At 72.9% G+C, this 17,939-nt stretch carries 14 protein-coding genes; 4 read left to right on the top strand and 10 right to left on the bottom strand.

What is annotated here, in order from left to right:
- Positions 1-89: 89 nt before the first annotated feature.
- Positions 90-1,016, top strand: coding sequence for an acetamidase/formamidase family protein (locus tag ACLQ23_RS21785; protein WP_355591627.1), 927 nt, complete (start codon positions 90-92; stop codon positions 1,014-1,016).
- A gap of 103 nt (positions 1,017-1,119) precedes the next feature.
- Here ACLQ23_RS21785 and pdxY read toward each other — a convergent pair whose 3' ends face one another.
- From pdxY to ACLQ23_RS21740, 9 genes are all read right to left on the bottom strand, one after another.
- Positions 1,120-1,971 carry a pyridoxal kinase PdxY gene (pdxY, locus tag ACLQ23_RS21780; RefSeq protein ID WP_425881015.1) on the bottom strand — a complete coding sequence of 284 codons (852 nt, stop codon included), beginning with the start codon at positions 1,969-1,971 and terminating at the stop codon, positions 1,120-1,122.
- 130 nt (positions 1,972-2,101) lie between these two features.
- Complete coding sequence (locus ACLQ23_RS21775; protein ID WP_355630095.1) at positions 2,102-3,931, bottom strand: ABC transporter ATP-binding protein; 1,830 nt, start codon at positions 3,929-3,931, stop codon at positions 2,102-2,104.
- Positions 3,928-5,634 (bottom strand): ABC transporter ATP-binding protein, encoded by a 1,707-nt coding sequence (locus ACLQ23_RS21770; protein ID WP_355630092.1) that lies wholly within the window; start codon positions 5,632-5,634, stop codon positions 3,928-3,930. Before ACLQ23_RS21770 ends, ACLQ23_RS21775 begins: the two co-directional genes overlap by 4 nt.
- Positions 5,635-5,639: 5 nt before the next feature.
- Positions 5,640-6,476, bottom strand: a complete 837-nt coding sequence (locus ACLQ23_RS21765) for an ABC transporter ATP-binding protein (RefSeq protein ID WP_355591639.1) — start codon at positions 6,474-6,476, stop codon at positions 5,640-5,642.
- A complete protein-coding gene (locus ACLQ23_RS21760; protein WP_355630090.1) occupies positions 6,473-7,507 on the bottom strand; it encodes a FecCD family ABC transporter permease in 1,035 nt (344 codons plus the stop codon). Before ACLQ23_RS21760 ends, ACLQ23_RS21765 begins: the two co-directional genes overlap by 4 nt.
- A complete protein-coding gene (locus tag ACLQ23_RS21755; protein WP_355591645.1) occupies positions 7,504-8,547 on the bottom strand; it encodes a FecCD family ABC transporter permease in 1,044 nt (347 codons plus the stop codon). Before ACLQ23_RS21755 ends, ACLQ23_RS21760 begins: the two co-directional genes overlap by 4 nt.
- Positions 8,544-9,572, bottom strand: coding sequence for an iron-siderophore ABC transporter substrate-binding protein (locus tag ACLQ23_RS21750; protein ID WP_355591648.1), 1,029 nt, complete (start codon positions 9,570-9,572; stop codon positions 8,544-8,546). The genes ACLQ23_RS21755 and ACLQ23_RS21750 overlap by 4 nt, the downstream gene beginning before the upstream one ends.
- Before the next feature lie 207 nt (positions 9,573-9,779).
- Complete coding sequence (locus ACLQ23_RS21745; protein ID WP_355591651.1) at positions 9,780-10,562, bottom strand: S1 family peptidase; 783 nt, start codon at positions 10,560-10,562, stop codon at positions 9,780-9,782.
- A gap of 152 nt (positions 10,563-10,714) precedes the next feature.
- Entirely contained in the window at positions 10,715-11,656 is a 942-nt protein-coding gene (locus ACLQ23_RS21740) for a hypothetical protein (protein ID WP_425881014.1), read from the bottom strand.
- Between the two features lie 264 nt (positions 11,657-11,920).
- On the opposite strand from ACLQ23_RS21740, the gene ACLQ23_RS21735 reads away from it, so the two are divergent.
- Together ACLQ23_RS21735 and ACLQ23_RS21730 are read left to right on the top strand one after the other, a co-directional pair.
- Positions 11,921-12,901, top strand: a complete 981-nt coding sequence (locus ACLQ23_RS21735) for an ATP-binding cassette domain-containing protein (protein ID WP_355630084.1) — start codon at positions 11,921-11,923, stop codon at positions 12,899-12,901.
- Positions 12,898-13,716 carry an ABC transporter permease gene (locus ACLQ23_RS21730; RefSeq protein WP_355591660.1) on the top strand — a complete coding sequence of 273 codons (819 nt, stop codon included), beginning with the start codon at positions 12,898-12,900 and terminating at the stop codon, positions 13,714-13,716. The genes ACLQ23_RS21735 and ACLQ23_RS21730 overlap by 4 nt, the downstream gene beginning before the upstream one ends.
- Positions 13,717-13,718: 2 nt before the next feature.
- On the opposite strand, the gene ACLQ23_RS21725 is transcribed toward ACLQ23_RS21730, so the two are convergent.
- On the bottom strand, positions 13,719-16,892 hold the full coding sequence (locus ACLQ23_RS21725; protein ID WP_425735361.1) for a BTAD domain-containing putative transcriptional regulator: 3,174 nt from the start codon (positions 16,890-16,892) through the stop codon (positions 13,719-13,721).
- A gap of 107 nt (positions 16,893-16,999) precedes the next feature.
- On the opposite strand from ACLQ23_RS21725, the gene ACLQ23_RS21720 reads away from it, so the two are divergent.
- Positions 17,000-17,896, top strand: coding sequence for a siderophore-interacting protein (locus tag ACLQ23_RS21720; protein WP_355630118.1), 897 nt, complete (start codon positions 17,000-17,002; stop codon positions 17,894-17,896).
- The last annotated feature ends 43 nt before the right edge of the window (positions 17,897-17,939 follow it).

Raw genomic sequence — 17,939 nt, 5'->3', positions numbered from 1 at the left:
CGGAGCAGTAGCGCGGTGACTGTCCATCGCGCACCACGAGGCCCCGCCGGGCGCTGTCCCTTCGGAGCCACGGCACATAGCCTGCTGGAATGCGGCACACCCTCACCCCCCGCGACGAAACTCTGCACGGTCACTTCCGCGCGGACGCCCCGCCGGTGCTCACCGTCGACCCCGGCGACACCGTCACCTACCGCACCCTGGACTGCTGGTGGTCCGCCGGCCCGTACCCCGGCGGGCGCAACCGGGACCGGCCCCGCGTCCCGCAGCACCGGCCCGACCACGGGCACGCGCTGATCGGTCCGGTCGCGGTCCGCGGCGCTCGCGCCGGTCAGACCCTCGCGGTACGCCTCGACGCCATCGTCCCCGGCGTCTGGGGAACGACTGTGGCCGGCGGCTGGCCGAGCAGGTTCAACGAGCGCTACGGCGTCGCCGACGAGGGAGTGGTGCACGCCTGGGAGCTGGACCCGGCGACGATGACCGGGCGTAACCAGCACGGCCACACTGTGACGCTGCGCCCGTTCATGGGGGTGCTCGGCATGCCGCCCGCCGAGCCGGGACTCCACTCGACCATCCCGCCCCGGGCCTGCGGCGGAAACCTGGACTGCAAGGATCTGACCGCCGGCAGCACGCTGCTGCTGCCCATCCCGGTCGACGGGGCGTTGTTCTCGGTCGGGGACGGGCACGCCGCGCAGGGCGACGGGGAGGTCGGCGGCACCGCGATCGAGTGCCCGATGGACGAGGTGACAGTGACTCTCGACGTCCGCGACGACTTCCCGGTGACCGGCCCGGTGGCCCGCGTCGCGGACGCCTGGCTGGCCCTGGGTGTCGGCGCGTCCCTGGACGACGCCACGTTCATGGCCCTGGAGTCGATGCTGACCCTCATGCAACGGCTGCACGGGCTGAGCCGTCCGGACGCGGTGGCGCTGGCAAGTGTCCTGGTCGACGTACGGGTGACGCAGATCGTCAACGAGACCGTCGGCGCGCACGCTGTGCTGCGCGACGACGCCTGGCGCTGAACCAGCGCGACGACGCTTGGCGCTGAATCAGCGCGACGACGCTTGGCGCTGAATCAGCGCGGCGGGGCCGCACGCCGGGATCAGCGCCAGGAACCCGCGGCGGTCAGCGGAGTTGGCGGGCGGCGAACCGGGCCGGCGGGACGGCGATGGCATCCTGCGAGGCGATCAACTGGATCTCCCGGGTGCCCGCCGCGAGGGTCGCTTCGAGGACCGTGAAGACGGAGGCGATCGTGCGCTCCAGCGCCGTCGCGGGTGAGCCGGTGGTCCACAGGTGCGCGAGGTAGAGCGCCGCTGTGACGTCGCCCCCGCCGTTCGGGTTGATCGGCAGCAGCGGGGTGGTCACCGCCCACGCGCCCTCGTCCGAGACGGCCACCACCTCCAGACAACCCTCCGGCAGTTCGCCGTGCAGGACACTTGTGACAAGCACGTGCCGTGGCCCGGTCGCGCGGACGTCGTCGACCGCCGCCAGCACCTCCGCCAGCGAGTTCGTCGTCCGGCCGACGAGGAAGTCCAGCTCGAAGTGGTTCGGCGTGATGATGTCCGCGCGCGGCACGACTGTGTCGCGCAGGTACTCGGGGATGCCCGGCCGGACGAACATCCCGCGCCCGGCGTCGCCCATCACCGGGTCGCAGCAGTAGACAGCGGCCGGGTTCGCCGCCTTGACCCGGTCCACCGTCGCCAGGATCACCCCACCTACCGCCGGGTCGCCCTGGTAGCCCGACAGCACGGCGTCGGCGGTGCCGAGGACACCCCGGTCGGCGATACCGTCGATCACCTCGGCGACGTCCGCCGCCGCGAGGGTCGGCCCACGCCACGCGCCGTACCCGGTGTGGTTGGAGAAGTGGACCGTCAGGACCGGCCAGACCTCGTGCCCGAGCCGCTGGAGGGGGAAGACGGCCGCGGAGTTGCCGACGTGGCCGTAGGCGACCGACGACTGGATGGAGAGGATCTGCACCGCCCCATCATTGCTGCTGCGGCCGGCGCGGCGCGTCCGGCCCGCCGTTTCTGTCGGCTGACCCACTCCCGGTGCTGGCCGCGCCTGAAGAGGAGCGCGCCCGCGCCGGACCAGCCAGAGTGGGTCCCGGTCAGGCGAGCGGTTTCGACGGCGCCACGAGATCGGCGCTGCTCCAGGACCGCCACAGCTGGCTGTACCCTCCGCCGGCCTCCAGCAACTCGTCGTGGGTGCCCTCTTCGGTGACGCGGCCGTGCTCCAGCACGACGACCCGGTCGGCGGTGGCGGCCTGGGTGAGTCGATGGGCGACGACAAGCGTGGTACGGCCCTCGGTGGCCGCCACTGCGGCCCGGTCGAGGTCCCGCGCGCCAGCGCTGCCCGCCTCCGCCGTGGCCTCGTCGAGGATCGCCACGGCGGGGTCGGCGAGGACGAGGCGGGCGAGGGCGAGCTGTTGGGCCTGGCCGGCGGTGAGCTGCCGCCCGCCCTCCCCCACGCCGGTGTCGAGGCCGTCCGGCAACGTCCGCAGCCAGGAGGTGGCGCCGACGAGGTCCAGCGCGGCGGTCATCTCGGCGTCGGTGGCGTCCGGGTCGGCGAGGCGCAGGTCGTCGCGCAGCGGCCCGGCGAAGACGTGCACCTCCTGGCTGATCAGGGCGATCTCCCGGCGGACCCGCTGCTCCCCAAGGTGCGACAGGGGTACGCCGCGCAGGCGTACCGACCCGTCGGCGGGCGCGATGATGCCGGCGGCGATGCTGGCGAGGGTGCTCTTGCCGGCTCCGCTGGCCCCGACGAGGGCGACCCGCTCGCCGGGTGCGAGTCGCAGCCGCACGTCCCGCAGGACGACGGGCCCGTCGTCGTAGCGGTGCTGGGCGACGACCACCTCAAGCGCCGGTGGCTCCGCCTCGCGCCTCGTGACCGACGGCTGCGACGGTACGGGTGCCGGCCCGTCTGCTGCGGGCAGTGACGTGACGCCGACGAGCCGGGCGAGGCTCGCACCGGCCTGGAGCACGGCGTCGGACTGGAGCAGCAGCAGGCCGATCGGGTTGAACAGCCGGTGGAAGTAGAGCGCCGCGCTGGTGGCGGCACCCACTGTGGACATGCCGTTGCGGACCAGCAGGAACCCGGCGAGCAGCACGGCGGCGAGTCCCACGAACTCCGACCGGTTGATCCGCAGCCCGAACCGGGTGTGCAGACCGAAGATGTCCAGCGACAGGTCGCGGGCGGTGGCGGAGCGGTCGGCGATGCGGGCGACGTGGGCGTCCTCCATCCGGTACGCGCGCACCGTCGCGGCGCCGCGAAGCGCCCCGGCCATCGCCTGTGACCGTTCGCCGGTCGCCACCCGCTCGCGGGCGTAGTACGGAACCGACCACTTGAGGTACCACCGCAGCGCCAGCGCGTACATCGGGGCGGCGGTCAGCCCGGCAAGGCCCAGCCGCCAGTCCAGGGCGAAGAGCCCCGCCGCGGTCAGGACCGTGGACAGCAGCGCGCCGATGAAGGCGGGGCCACTCGTGGTGATCACGTTCGTCACGACCGCCACGTCGTCGCCGGCCCGGGCGATCAGGTCCCCGGTCCCGGCCCTTTCCAGGGTGGCCGACGGTAGGTGCAGGGCGCGGTCGAGGACCCGCTCCCGCAGGCGCGCGAGCACAGTCTCGCCGAGGCGTGCGGCGATCGCCGCCCCGGCGGCGGTGAGCAGGCCGGCGAGCACGGCAGCGCCGGCGATCACGCCTGCCCAGGTGAGGATCCGTTCCGTGCCGGAGCCGGCGATGACGTCGTCGACGAGCAGGCCGAGCACCCAGGGGGCGACGAGCCCGGTCGCGGACGCGGCGACAAGCAGCGTGACGGCGGCGGCGCTGAGGCCGGGCAGGCGGGCGAACTCGGCGCGCAGGGCGGCCCAGGTCTGTGCGGCGGTGGCCGTCGGCAGCAGCCGCCGGGGCTCGGCATCGGTAGTGGTCGGCTCGTCGGTCATCGCAGGACCTCCTCCCGGTAGCGGGCGTCGCTGGCGAGCAGCTCCTCGTGCGGGCCCTCGGCGATGACCCGTCCATGGTCGAGCACCGCCACCCGGTGGGTGACCCGCAGCAGGGCCGGGCTGTTCGTGACGAGCACCGTGCCCCGACCGGCCGCCGCACGGGCACCGGCGAGCCCTTCGGCGATCAGCGCCTCGGTGACCGCGTCGACGGCAGTGGTCGGGTTGTGCAGCACCAGGACGGGCGGGTCGGCGGCGAGTGCCCGGGCGAGCCCGATGCGCTGTCGCTGCCCGCCGGACAGGTTCGCCCCCCGCTCGGTGAGCACGCGGTCGATGCCGTGCGGGTGCGCCTCCAGCACGTCCTGCGCGGCGGCGGCCCGTACGGCGGCGTGCAGGACACTCTCGTCGACGCTGCCGCCGGCGGCGAGGTTGGCGCGCAGCGTCCCCTCGAACAACGCCACGTCGTGCTGCTCGACGAGGACCGTGCCGCGTACGGCGTCGATGTCCAGGTCCTCGGCGGGTACGCCGTCGACGTACACGGTGCCGCGGTAGTCCTCGCGGGGCACCTGCCCGGCCAGCAGCGCGACGAGCGCCTCGGCCTCGCCCGGGTCGTACGCGAGCACGCCTACCACCTCACCGGCGTCGACCCGCACGCAGACGTCGTCGAGCCCGGCGTACCCGACATTGTCGAGGGCGAGCCGCGCCGGGCTGGGTGCGGGCTGCCCGCCGGTGCCCGGCCGGATCAGCGGGGCGGCGCCGAGGATCCGGGCGACCCGTCCCGCCGACGCGCGTGCCATCGCGAACAGCTGCACGGAGTACCCGAGTGTCTGCACCGGTTCGGCGACGAACTGGGCGAGCCCGACGACGGCGACCAGCTCACCGATGGTGAGCCGGCCCTGGAGCGCGAGCCAGCCGGCGACGCCGGCGACCGCCGCGAGGAAGAGGCCGTTGACAGTTGTGGTGAGGCCGAGGTGCAGGCCCTTGGTGGTGGCGGCCCGCAGTGTGACGTCGAGGGCGTGGCCGCTTGCCGCCGCGTACTGGCGCGCGGCGTGGTGCTGTGCGCCGATGCCGCGCAGCACCCGTAGGCCGGTGACGAGGTCGACGGCGAGGGCGGTGGTGGCGGCAAGCGCCTCCTGTTGGGAGGCGCTGCGCCGGGTGAGCAGCGGCGCCATCCGTTGCAGCAGGATGACCACCACTGGTACGCCGAGGAGCACCCCGAGGCCGAGCGGGACGTCGACGACGAGCAGCGCGATGGCCGCCACGACGATGGCGGTGACCGCCGCGGCGCAGAGCCCGGCGACCCGTACCACGAGCGCGGACAACTCGGCGTCGGAGGCGGTGACGGCCAGCAGGTCCCCGTCACGCATGCCGGAGCGGTGCCCGCGCGGATCCAGGGCGCTGGTGGCGATCTCGACCCGTACGGCGTGCGCCTCCGTCTCCACGGCGGCGTAGTTCAGGCGCGCGCCGAACCGGTAGGCGTAGGCGAGGACTGTGAACAGGACGGCGAGGCCCGCGAGCGAGAGCAGCAGGGCGGGCACGTCGCCGGTGGCGACCGCCCGGTCGATGATCACGCCGATGGCCACCGGTACGAGTGCCTCGGCGGCCTGGTGGGCACAGAGCAGCGCGGTGCCGGCCAGCACCTTGCCGCGCTGGCGGCGCAGGGCGCGCCGCAGCACCGCGCCGCCGCTGGTGAGGTCGTCCGCCATCGACGTCAGGCCCCGGCGAGCGGGGAGAGAGCACCGGCGGACGGGACGACGTGGTGGCGGCCGATGGGCAACATGAGGGGCTTCTCCGACGTCGGATCGATGATGACCTGGCTTTCGAGGCCGAACACGGCACGGACGCACTCTCGCGTCAGGACCTGTGCCGGCTCACCCGCAGCGTGCAGCGTACCGGCGGCCAATGCGATGAGATGATCCGCGTACCGGGCCGCGAGGTTGAGGTCGTGCAACACCATCACGATCGTCGTCCCGCGGGTCAGATTGAGGTCGGTGAGCAGGTCGAGCACTTCGATCTGGTGGCTGACGTCGAGGAACGTCGTCGGCTCGTCGAGCAGCAGCAGGTCCGTCTGCTGGGCCAGGGCCATCGCGATCCAGACCCGCTGCCGCTGGCCGCCGGAGAGTTCGTCGACCGAACGGTCGGCGAGGTCGGCGGTGTGTGTCGCGTCGAGGGCCGCCGCCACGGCGGCGTCGTCCTGTCTGCTCCAGCGCGAGAGCACCCGCTGGTGGGGGTTGCGCCCGCGTCCGACCAGGTCGGCCACCGTGATGCCCTCGGGCGCGGTCGGTGACTGGGGAAGCAGCCCGAGGGTACGGGCCAGTTGCTTGGCCGGCAGCCGGTGCACCTCTTTGCCGTCGAGCAGGACGTGGCCGGCGCGGGGCGCGAGCAGTCGCGACATGGAGCGCAGCAGTGTCGACTTGCCGCACGCGTTCGCGCCGACGATCGCCGTGATCTTTCCGGGTGGCACGACGAGGTCGAGTGAGGAGATGACGACGCGGTCCTTGTAGCCGAGCATGAGACTCTCGACCGCGAGCGTGTGGGTGGTGGTCACAGCGAGCCTCCCGCGCGGTTGGTCCGGATGAGCAGGTAGATGAGGTACGGGGCGCCGAGCACACCTGTGACGACACCCACCGGGTAGCGGGTGTCGAAGGCGAACTGGCCGACGAAGTCCGCGACGAGCACCAGCAGCGAGCCCACCAGGGCGGACGGCAGCAGCAGCGACCCGACCGGGCCGACGAGCCGGGCGGCGATCGGCCCGGACAGGAACGCCACGAAGGCGATCGGCCCGGTGGCCGCGGTGGCGAAGGAGATCAGGCCGACGGCCGCGACGATGACCAGGATCCGGGTGCGTTCGAGGCGGACACCGAGCGCCGCCGCGGTGTCGTCACCCAACTGCATCATCGACAGGTTGCGGGCCTGACCCAGCAGCACCGGCGCCAGGACGGCCACGGCGACGGCCACCGGAGTGACCTGCTTCCAGGTGACGCCGTTGAGGCTGCCGGTCAGCCAGCGCAACGCCTCCTGAAGGTCCCACTCGGCGGCCTGGCTCAGGACGTACGCGGTGAGGCTGTCGAGCATGGCTGCCATGCCGATGCCGATGAGCACGAGTCGGGTGCCGGCGACGCCGTCCTTGAAGGACAGCAGGTAGATGACGAGCGCCACCGCCAGCCCGACGACGATCGCGAACGCGGACACGCCCGCCTCGCCGAGGTTCAGCACCACGATCGCGAAGGCGGCGGCTGCGCTCGCGCCGGAGCTGATGCCGATCATGTCGGGGCTGGCGAGCGGGTTGCGCAGCATCGTCTGGAAGGTGACGCCGCCGAGCCCGAAGCAGGCGCCGGCCAGGACCGCGAGAACGGCGCGCGGCAGGCGGAGCGTACCGACGGTGAAGGACGCGCCGGGGACGTCCTCGCCGGAGAGCACGGCCAGGACGTCGGCGGGAGGATAGAAGGTGCGTCCCGCCATCAGCGATACGGCGAACGCCGCGACGACGAGGGCCGCGAGGACGGCGAGGACGGCCCGCCGTCGACGCGTACGGCGGACCCGGCCGTGGGTGACGGCCGTCAGAGTCGCAGTGCTCACAGCTCGCGTACCTTCTGCCGCCGGACGATGTAGATGAAGAACGGTGCGCCGATGAGCGCCGTCACGATGCCCACGTCGATCTCCGCGGGGCGGGCCACCACCCGGCCGACGACGTCGGCGGCGGTCAGCAACGACGCGCCCAGCAGCGCGGAGAACGGCAGCAGCCACCTGTGGTCGAGCCCGATGAGCAGCCGGCACACGTGCGGTACGACGAGGCCGACGAAGCCGATGGGTCCGGCGACCGCTGTGGCCGCGCCGCACAGCACCACCGATCCGGCGCCCGCGACGCCCCGCACCACGGCGACCCGCTCGCCGAGCCCGGCGGCGAGGTCGTCACCGAGGGCGAGCGAGTTCAGTGCCCGGCCGGACAGGAGACAGACCACCAGGCCCACTGCGAGAAACGGCAGTGCCTGCCGGATGCTGTCGTAGGTGGCCCCGCCGACGCCGCCGATCTGCCACGAGCGGAAGTTGCCGGCCACGTCGTTGCGGGGCAGCACGAAGGCGCTGATCAGTGACGCGAGCGCGGCGGAGGTGGCGGCGCCGGCGAGCGCGAGTTTGAGCGGCGTCGCGCCACCGCGTCCGAGGGAGCCGACTGCGTACACGAAGACGGCCGCGAGGCCCGCGCCGAGGATCGCGACCCAGAGGTAGCTGGTCGGCGAGGAGAGGCCGAACATGACCATCCCGGTGACCACGGCGAGCGACGCCCCCATGTTCACGCCCAGGATCCCGGGGTCGGCAAGCGGGTTACGGGTCACACCCTGCATCACGGCCCCGGCCAGGCCGAGCGCCGCTCCGACGGTCACGGCGAGCAGGGTGCGGGGGATCCGTTTGGTGACGGCGGCCTGTTCCATTGTGTCGTCCACGCCCTGGAACGCGGCGAGGATGTCGGACCACCCGACGCTGCGGGAACCCAGCGCCACTGATGCCGCCATGAGCGACAGCAGCACCGCGATCGCGACGAGGAACCACAGCAGTCGTACCGGCGCCGGACGCCGCACCACTGCGGCGTCCGGCACGGTACGCGTGTCGAGCGTGGTCATGACACCTTGTCGGCTGCCTTGGCGAGCATCGCGACGTAGTCGTTCAGCACGAATCCGATGGCCAGCGGGGTCGGGTTCGCGGCGGTGCCCAGCGGCGTGGCGCCGGAGAGCATGACCACCGAACCGCGCTTGATCGCGGGGATCTTCGACAGCAGCGGGTCGGCCTGTGCGGCGGCGAGGAGCTTGTCGTCACCGTAGGCGACGATGACGTCCACGTCGTTGAAGACCTGGATCTGCTCGGCGCTCTGGGTGAGGCTGAACTTGTCGGTGCCGGCGGAGAGGGTGGCGATGCTGGCCGGCACCTTCAGGCCGAGGTCGCCGAAGAACTGCGCCCGGGTGTCGTGCGTCGTGTAGAAACCGATCTTGCTCAGGTCGGTGGGGTCGATGTGCGTCATGAACATTGCCGACTTCCCCGCCAGCTGCGGGTGCTTCGCGGCGGCTTCGGTCATCTGCTTCTCGATGTCGGCGATCAGCGCGTCGCCCTCCTTGGCGAGGCCGAGGGCCTGACTCTCCAGCTTGATGGTGTCGCGCCACGCGGTGGCCCAGGGCGCCTCGGGGTAGGCGACGACCGGGGCGATCTTGCTGAGGGTGTCGTACTCCTGCTGGGTCAGGCCCGAGTACGCGGCCAGGATGACGTCCGGCTTGGTGTCGGCGACGGCCTCGAAGTTGATGCCGTCGTTCTCGTCGAACAGCACCGGGGCGGTGCCGCCGAGCGTCTTGAGCTTCTCGGCGACCCACGGCAGGACGCCGTCGCCGTCGTCGTCACCGAAGTTGGCCTTCGCCATCCCGACGGGGACGACGCCGAGGGCGAGGGGCACCTCGTGGTTGGCCCAGGCAACTGTCGCGACCCGCTTCGGCTGCTCATTGATCGTCGTGGTGCCGAGCGCGTGCTTGATCGTGACCGGGAAGGTGGCGGAACTGCCGGCGGCGGAGGCCTCATCCGGCTCGGTCGAGTCGCCACAGGCGGCGAGCGCCAATGTCGCGGCCAGGGCGACGAACCCGGCCAGGAAACGGTGTGAGCGCATGCCTCTAAACTCCATCGCTTTGTTAGGGGAGGCTAACCTAACATAACGATGTGAGTCGTTCTCGCAGCGCGGGGTCACCGGCCGATCTTGCAGGAGGAGCCGGTGATCGGAGGCGCGCACGTGCGGGCGGCCCGGACAGTCGTCCGGGCCGCCCGTGGGCCGGCGTCGAGGGGGCCGCCGACCCGTCGATCAGGTCACCGGACGCGGTCAGCCGCCGAGGCTCGCCGCGGCGGAGGCGATCGACGAGGCGAAGTAGCTCACCTGGGTGTAGACACCGGGATAGTTGGGCCGGGCGCAGCCCTGGCCCCAACTGACGATGCCGACCTGGATCCAGGCGTTGGCGGCGTCCCGGCGGAACATCGGACCGCCCGAGTCACCCTGGCAGGTGTCCACCCCGCCACTGGCGTAGCCGGCGCAGATCTCCTGCGCGGGGATGATGTCGCCGCCGTAGTAGGAGTTGCAGGTCGAGTCGCTGACGAACGGGACTGTCGCCTTGAGCAGATACCGCTGCTGGCTGCCGCCCTCCCGCGCCGCGCCCCAGCCGGCGACGGTGAAGGTGCCACTGTCGTACGCGGTGGTGGTGGCGATGTTCAGCGTGCTCAACCCGGTGACGGGGGTTGCCAGTCGGATCAGCGCCCAGTCCCGGCCGCTGCCGTTGTAGCCGGGTGCCCGGTAGACGTAGTTCGACCGGACGGTGATCCGGCTCGACGACTGGAGGTCGACAGCACCGAGGGTGGCGGTGATGCTGGTGTTGGTGCCGGTGGCGCCCACACAGTGCGCGGCCGTGAGCACCAGTCGGGGGCTGTAGAGGGCGCCACCGCAGCCCATCGAGAGCCGCACCATGAACGGGAACTCACCCTGGGCGGCGCGGCTGCCGCCGACGACGTTAGGCGTGATCGGGCTGTCGGCCGCGGCCGGGGCGGCGAGGGCGAGGCTGGCCGCGGCAAGCGCGGCGGCCACCAGGCCGGTGAGGGTACGCCAGCGAACCATGCATTCCTCCGCATCATGGCGGTACGCCTCGTGAGCGCACCTCATTCGAGATAGCCGCCATCATATTGAGGCTCATGGATTGGTTGGCTCATCTTCTCTGGGTCGTACCCCCGCGGTATGGCACCGGCCCGGCGCCGGGCCGGGCGGCCAGGTCATCGGGGCAAGGACTCCTGACCAGCCAGTACGACAAGCTCGTCGGCTCGGACCGACAATGGCGCCGCCGCCCCGTCGACCCACACCAGATAGCCCGTGGGCGGACCCGGCGCTCCCCACCTGGCGCCGACGATCGTGGCCAACGGAGTCTCGCCGGGCCCGGTGCGCAGGCGTACCCGGGTGCCCGGCGCATGTCCGTCGTCGGCGACGATGAGCAGCGCGTCGAGGATCTGCCGGACACCGGCGATCGGTAGGCCCTGCACCTCCGGCTCACCCGAGCACCCGACACGCGGCGTCATCATCGCGCGGACGTGCGCGGTCTGCCTGATCGCCTCCTGGCGGATCCGCCGGTCCGCGCCGGCTTCGGCGATGGCCAGCGCCTCCTCGATGACCGACCAGAGCACCAGCGGCTCCCGGTCGAGCAGGCGGCGGGCCTCACGGTCGACCTCGGCGCAGGCGGTGTCGAGCGCCGTGTCCTCGCCCAGCACCGCGATCCAGGCGAGGTCCCCCACGTCGGGCAGCAGCCCTGGCGACTCGACCGCCACCACGAGGTAGACCATCGCGAGCAGGTCCTCGCGGCCCTCGCCCTGGTAGAGCGTGCCCACACCGGCGCCCGTGCGTCCCCGGCTGGGCGGGAAGCGCTCGGCGAGGTGCCGGGCGCGGCCGTCGGGAAGCACCGAGGCTCGCCGCGTGTCCGCCACCCGTTCCTGGAACGAACGCCGCTCACGGCGCTCGACAAGCAGCTGACGGTACGGGTCGAAGCCGATCGGATAGATCGTCCGCCCATAGGTGGCGAGCGTCTCGCCTGGTTGCAGACCAATCGACTCGATGTGCCGGCTGGCCACCGAGTAGGCGACGCCGGTGCGGGCCGCCTGCTCGCGGATCGCGCGCTTACGGGCACGGCCCGTGGCCGGGGTGCGGCGGGGGTTCTGGTTGGACATGGCGCCTCCGGTGCAGCCCCACGCACTCCACCGAACAGGCGGCGTGGTCGGCACGCCGGACGTCGACACGACGGCGCGGAGTCGGAGACTCTTGGCCCCAGCATGCGGTCGGGCGTGGGCCGCCACATCGGGCGCTGGCAGGCGCTCTGCCGTGGCCAGCATATCGCGAACCGCGCTGTCAGCCGCCCCCGCCCGCGCCCCGTGTCAGGCCGTGTCGGTGGTCGTGTCGGCGCGGTGTCAGCCGACCCGCGCACGCTGTGCGGCATGACAAACGACCTCATGATCGAGGCCGAGGGCCTCGTCAAGACCTTCGGGAAGACGAGGGCGCTGCGGGGCGTGGACCTCGCCGTGCCCCGGGGCACGGTGCTCGGGGTGCTCGGCCCCAACGGCGCAGGCAAGACGACCGCCGTGCGCATCCTCTCCACGCTGCTGGCCCCGGACGCCGGCACCGCCCGGATCGGCGGCTTCGACGTGGTCCGCGACGCCGAGCGGGTCCGGCAGAGCATCGGCCTCACCGGCCAGTACGCCTCGGTCGACGAGGACCTGACCGGGCGGCAGAACCTGGAGTTGTTCGGCACGCTGCTGGAGTTGGGGCGCGCCGGCGCCCGGCGGCGGGCCGCCGAACTGCTCGACTGGTTCGACCTGACCGACGCCGCGAACCGGCCGGCCAAGACGTACTCCGGCGGCATGCGGCGGCGGCTGGACCTGGCCGCCAGCCTCGTCGGCTCCCCCGACGTGATCTTCCTGGACGAGCCGACGACCGGCCTCGACCCGGCCAAGCGCGAGGACATGTGGGGCGTGGTCCGGTCGCTTGTGTCGAACGGCTCGACAGTGCTGCTCACCACGCAGTACCTGGAGGAGGCTGACGCGCTCGCCGACGCGATCACGGTGATCGACCACGGGCGGGTCATCGCGCACGACACACCCGACGGGCTCAAACGGGTGGTGGGCGGGCAGACCCTGGAGGTCCGGCCGAGCGACAGCGCGCAGCTACCCCGGATCGCGGCGATCCTGTCCGAGGTCGGCTCCGGCACGCGGGCCGACGAGATCCGCAAGGGCGTCCTCGCGGTCCCGGTCACCGACCACAAGGCCCTCACCGAGAGCGTCGCGCGCTTCGCCGCCGCAGGGATCTCGGTCACCGAACTCTCCCTGCACCTGCCGAGCCTCGACGAGGTGTTCCTCACCCTCACCGGGCGTACGGCATCCGACGACGACACCACCAACCGCACGGAGGTCGCGGCATGAGCACACTGATCGGCACCACGGGGCCGGCGCGCCCGACGGCCGTCGGCCAACCCCGCCCGTTCCGGCTCGTCCGGCACTCCTTGGCACTGACCAAGCGCAGCCTCATCAAGACCTGGCGTACGCCCGAGGCGCTCGTCGACGTCACGTTGCAGCCGGTGCTGTTCCTCGTCATCTTCGTGTACATCTTCGGCGGCGCGGTCGCCGGCTCCACCCACGACTACCTGCAGTTCCTGCTGCCCGGCATCCTGGCGCAGACCATCGCCACCGGGGCCATCGCGATCGGCGTCAACCTCAACACCGACATCGCCAAGGGCATCTTCGACCGGTTCCGGTCGCTGCCGATCCCCCGCTCAGCGCCACTTGTCGGCGCGGTGCTCGGCGACGTCGTCCGGTACGTGATCGTCACGGTCTCGACCCTCGCGATCGGCTACCTGATGGGTTTCCGGATCGACACCGGCCCGGTGCGGGCCATCGCCGGGTGTCTGCTCGCGGTGCTGTTCGCCCTGTGCCTCAGTTGGCTGCCGGTCTACGTGTCGATGAAGGTGCGCACCCCGGGTGCCGTGCAGGGTCTGATGTTCGCGCTGATCATGCCGTTGAGCTTCGCGTCGAACGTGTTCGTCAGCGCCGACACCCTGCCGGGCTGGATGCGGACGTTCGTGGACGTCAACCCGATGACCCACCTGGTCGCATCGGTACGCGGCCTGTTCCTCGGCACCCCGCTCGGCTCCCACGCGTGGTGGACCCTCGCGTGGTGCGCCGTCTTCGTGGCGCTGTTCATGCCGCTGGCGCTGCGCGCGTACCGCAGGAAGATCTGACCTCAGGCGAGCAGGTCGCCCATCAGCTCGCGGATCCGGGCGGTGGCCATGGCCACCGGCCGCTCCCGCCACGCGGTCAGCAACGGCTCACGCTGCTCCTCGTCACCGAGGGTGGCGATGAGCCGTTCGCCGTACCCGGGCGGGAAGAACGACTCGACGTGGCTGCCGAGCCGCGTGGCGAGCGCGGCCAGTTCGCGGGCCACGCCCACGTCACCGCGGTACGCCGCGAGTTCCGCGCCGCCCAGCGCCCACGCCCCGATCACCGGCAGGTCACGCGAGGCCAGCGCGTCGTCGCGGGCGAGCGCCAGCAGGGCGACCGCCTGGGAGTCGACGTCACCTGTCGACGCCTGTCGCACCTCGGCGATCCGCAGGTACAGACCGGCCAACCCGACCCGGAGCATGACGCGCGGCTGCGGTGGCGGCCCGGTCCACTCGGCGAGCGTCCGGCTCACCTCCTCGGCGTGCGCGAGCGCCTCGTCGTACCGGCCCTGCAGCCAGGCGAGGTGGGCCAGGCCGAGGCGCGCCTGGGCGACGTCGGCCTGATCGGCCTGACCCGATGTCGCGGTCTCCTGCAACCGTCGCGCCGCCTCGGGATCGCCGCTGAGGGCAAGGTGCATGTCCAGCCGCACCCGGATCGACCGCGCGTCCTGCGTGGCGCCGACGAGTTCCATGTGCCGGACGCTGCGCGCCAGCCAGTCGGCCGACCGGGCCTCCCCGGCCGGGATCAGGAACTGCCCGACGGCACCGGCCGCCATCGCCATGCCCCAGTGGTCACCGACGGCCTCGAAGCGGAGGTACGCCTGCTCGGCGTCGACGATCGACGCCTGCGGCATGCCGCCGTTCTCCCGTACGGCCGCACGGGCGAACAGGCCGAGCCCCTGCACGTACGGGTCCGGGTGCACGGCCAGCGTTGTCGCGCTCGTCAGGCTCTTGTCCAGGTCGACCCCGTCGAAGCCGGGCAACGCCGCCGCGAGCGCGGTCATCCGGGACGACATCTCAGACGGCCGCTCGGCCAGGAGTCGCCGCAGGGCCCGGTGGGCCAACCCGGCGAGGCGCAGTTCACCACTGATGCCGGCGTTCAGGCCGATCACGAGGCACATCCAGGCGAGCCGGTCGGCGTGGGGCAGCGGTCGGCCGGCGGCCTGGCCCGACTGGATCGCCGAGTGTCGCCGCCGCCGCGGGTGGTCGACGTGCAGCAGGCCCCGCGCCCAGCCGACGACCTCCAGGTGCAGGCCGCGCACCGTCCAGAGGTGGAGCAACGCGGTGGCGACGTCGACCGCGGCCGGCTCGTCGTCGTGCCCGAGCGCCCAGCGCAGGCCCGCCATCAGGTTGTCCTGCTCGGTGGCGCAGCCGTCGAGCGCCTCGATCTGGCCGGGGCCGATGAACCGCGCGCCGAGGGCGACGGCCCGCTCGCGGGCCCAGTCGACAAGGCCGGCCATCGCCCGGTCCCGCTCGCCGGCCGCGTCGAGGCGGGCTTCGCCGTACTCGCGGACCGTTTCGAGCATCCGGTAGCGGGGCGGGCTCTCGCCCTCGACGAGGGTCAGCAGGGACTGTTCGACGAGCGTCGCCAGGCCGCGCCGGACGTCGGCGCCCTGGGCGACGGCGGCTGCGAGGTCCGCGGTGAACGGCGCGGGGATGACAGCGAGCCGTTGGAGGAGCGTCTGGTCGTCGGGGGCGAGCAGTTCGCGGCTCCAGTCGACCATCGCCCACAGGCTCGCGTGGCGCTCCGGCAGGCCGCGCAGGGCGTCGTCGAGCAGTGCGAACCGGTCGGTCAACCCCGCGAGCACGTCGTCGATCGGCATGTGGCGCAGCCGTGCGGCGGCCAGTTCGAGCGCCAGCGGCAGGTTGTCGAGTCGATGGCACAGCGCGAGCGCCCGCTCGGCGTCCCAGGTGGGCACCGCGCCGCCGGCCCTGGCCCGGGACTCGATCAGCCCGAGCGCGTCGGCGTCGGGCAGGACGGACAGGCGGTGCACCGTCTCGCCGGCCAGGCCCAGCGGTGCCCGGCTCGTCGCGAGCACGGCGACCTCCGGCGAGGTGACGGCCAGCAGGTCCGCGACGACTGTGGCCGCCGCGCCGAGGACGTGCTCGCAGTTGTCCAGAACCACAAGCCCGTCGACGTCCGGCGCCACGGCGCGCAGCCGCTCCTCCGGGGCGAGCACCCGCCGTTCGAGGCCCAGGTTGCCGCCGGTGGTCGAGGTGTCCGCGCCACCGAGCACCGCGAGCACCGTGGGCAGCACCTCGTCGGGTGACCGGAGGCCGGCGAGTTCGACCACCCGTACCGGCTGCCCGGCCTCGACCGCGCGCCGCGCCACCTCGGCGGCGAGCCGCGTCTTGCCGGCGCCACCGGTCGCCACGACCGTCACCAGGGCCGCCTGGGTGAGGGCGTCCCGCACGGCCTCGACGTCCCGCTCCCGCCCCACGAGGGCCGTCACCGGCCGGCGCCACCCGGCGGGCAACCCCGGCTGCCGGGGCGTCGACGTCACGGCCGCCGGTGCGGTGAGTTCGCCACGGAGCAACGCCACGTGGACCTGGGTGATCACCGGCGCCGGGTCGGTGCCGTACCGGTCGGCCAGCTCCTCGCGGAGCCGCTCGACCACCTCCAGCGCCTCGGCCTCGCGGCCCTGCGCGGCGAGCACCCGCACGAGCAGTGCTGCGGACGGCTCGTGCGGCGGCGTACGCGCGACGAGCCGACGCAGGTCGACCTCGTCGAACGGGCCCGCACCGGCGAGCGCCGTCTGGGCGCGCAGCGCGGCGACGTCCGCGAACAGGTTCGCGTCCTCGGCGGTGTCGAGGTCCGGGACAGCGCCGAACAGGACGCGTGCCCGATCGGCAGTGTCGCGTGCGGCGTGAACGTCGCCGGACCGCAGCGCGGCGCGCGCCCGGTCGACGAGGGCGCGTGCCTCGACCGCGTCGACGGTCACCTCCTCGGCGGGCAGTCGGTAACCGCCCGGCACAGCGACCACTGGCAGCCCGAGCCGACGCGCCCTGGACACCAACGCCTGGACGGCGCCCGCGGCGTCGTCGGGTGGGCTGCCGTCCCAGACCGCGTCGACGAGCAGGCTGGTGGAGACCGCCCGCCCGCGCGCGTCGACGAGCGCGCGGACCACTGCGGCGAGCCGTTCGCCCCGGATCGGCTGCCCGTCGACAGCGAGCGGGCCGAGGATCGTGATCTGCACGGACCCAGCATCCCTCACCCTTTCGGGGGGCGTCGGCCTGGCCGGTCGCGGGAACGGCTTGACAGTTCATCATCAAGTTAGGTAAGCCTTTCCTCATGCCAGGCACCCTGACCCAGACTCTGCCCGTCGCGCCGTGGCGCTCGTTCGCCGTCACAGTGCGCGCGGTCGAGCGGCTCAGCCCCTCCTTCACGCGTGTGACGTTCACCGGGGCGGACCTCGACCGATTCGCCGACAACGGCTACGACCAGCGGATCAAGCTGGCGTTGCCGCTGCCTGGCCGGCGCGGAGTGGACCTGCCGCAGGGGCCGGACTGGTACGCCGCGTGGCGGGCCCTGCCCGAGCACCGGCGCAACCCGATTCGCACCTACACCGTGCGCGCGGTCCGTCCGCACCTGGCCGAGGTCGACGTCGACCTGGTGCTGCACGGCGACAGCGGGCCGGCGACGCGCTGGGCCCGGCGGGCGAGCGTCGGTGACGAGATCGCCCTCGTCGGCCCGGACGCCGGCTACGACGGGGACCACGGCGGCATCGAGTTCCAGCCCCCGGCGGCGGGCTGCCTGCTGCTGGCCGGCGACGAAACAGCCGTACCGGCCATCAGCGGCATCTGCGAGCGGCTCCCCCAGGACACGCGGGGCATCGTCGTGCTGGAGGTGCCTGAAGCCGGCGACGTGCTGCCGCTTGCCGCTCCGCCCGGCGTCGAGGTCCGCTGGGTGCCCCGGGGCACGGGCGGGCACGGCAGCCAACTGGTACCCGCCGTCGCCGCCGCGACGGAGGAACTGCTCACCGGCCCGTGCAGTGCGGACCAGTCGATCTCGGACGTGGACGTGGACACCGAGATCCTGTGGGAGGTCCCCGACGAGGTGCCCGCGACGCCGCTGTACGCGTGGCTGGCCGGAGAGGCCGGCGCCATCCGCGCCCTGCGCCGGCACCTCGTCGCCGAACGGGGTCTGGACCGGCGGGCTGTGGCGTTCATGGGCTACTGGCGACTCGGCCGGGCCGCCTGAGGTCGCCGACGCTCTCGCCAAGGCCCGGAGACCCCGCTATCAG

The sequence above is a fragment of the Micromonospora sp. DT41 genome (genome assembly GCF_049841715.1).
GTDB lineage: Bacteria > Actinomycetota > Actinomycetes > Mycobacteriales > Micromonosporaceae > Micromonospora > Micromonospora profundi.
This window is presented reverse-complemented; position numbering and strand designations above follow the sequence as displayed.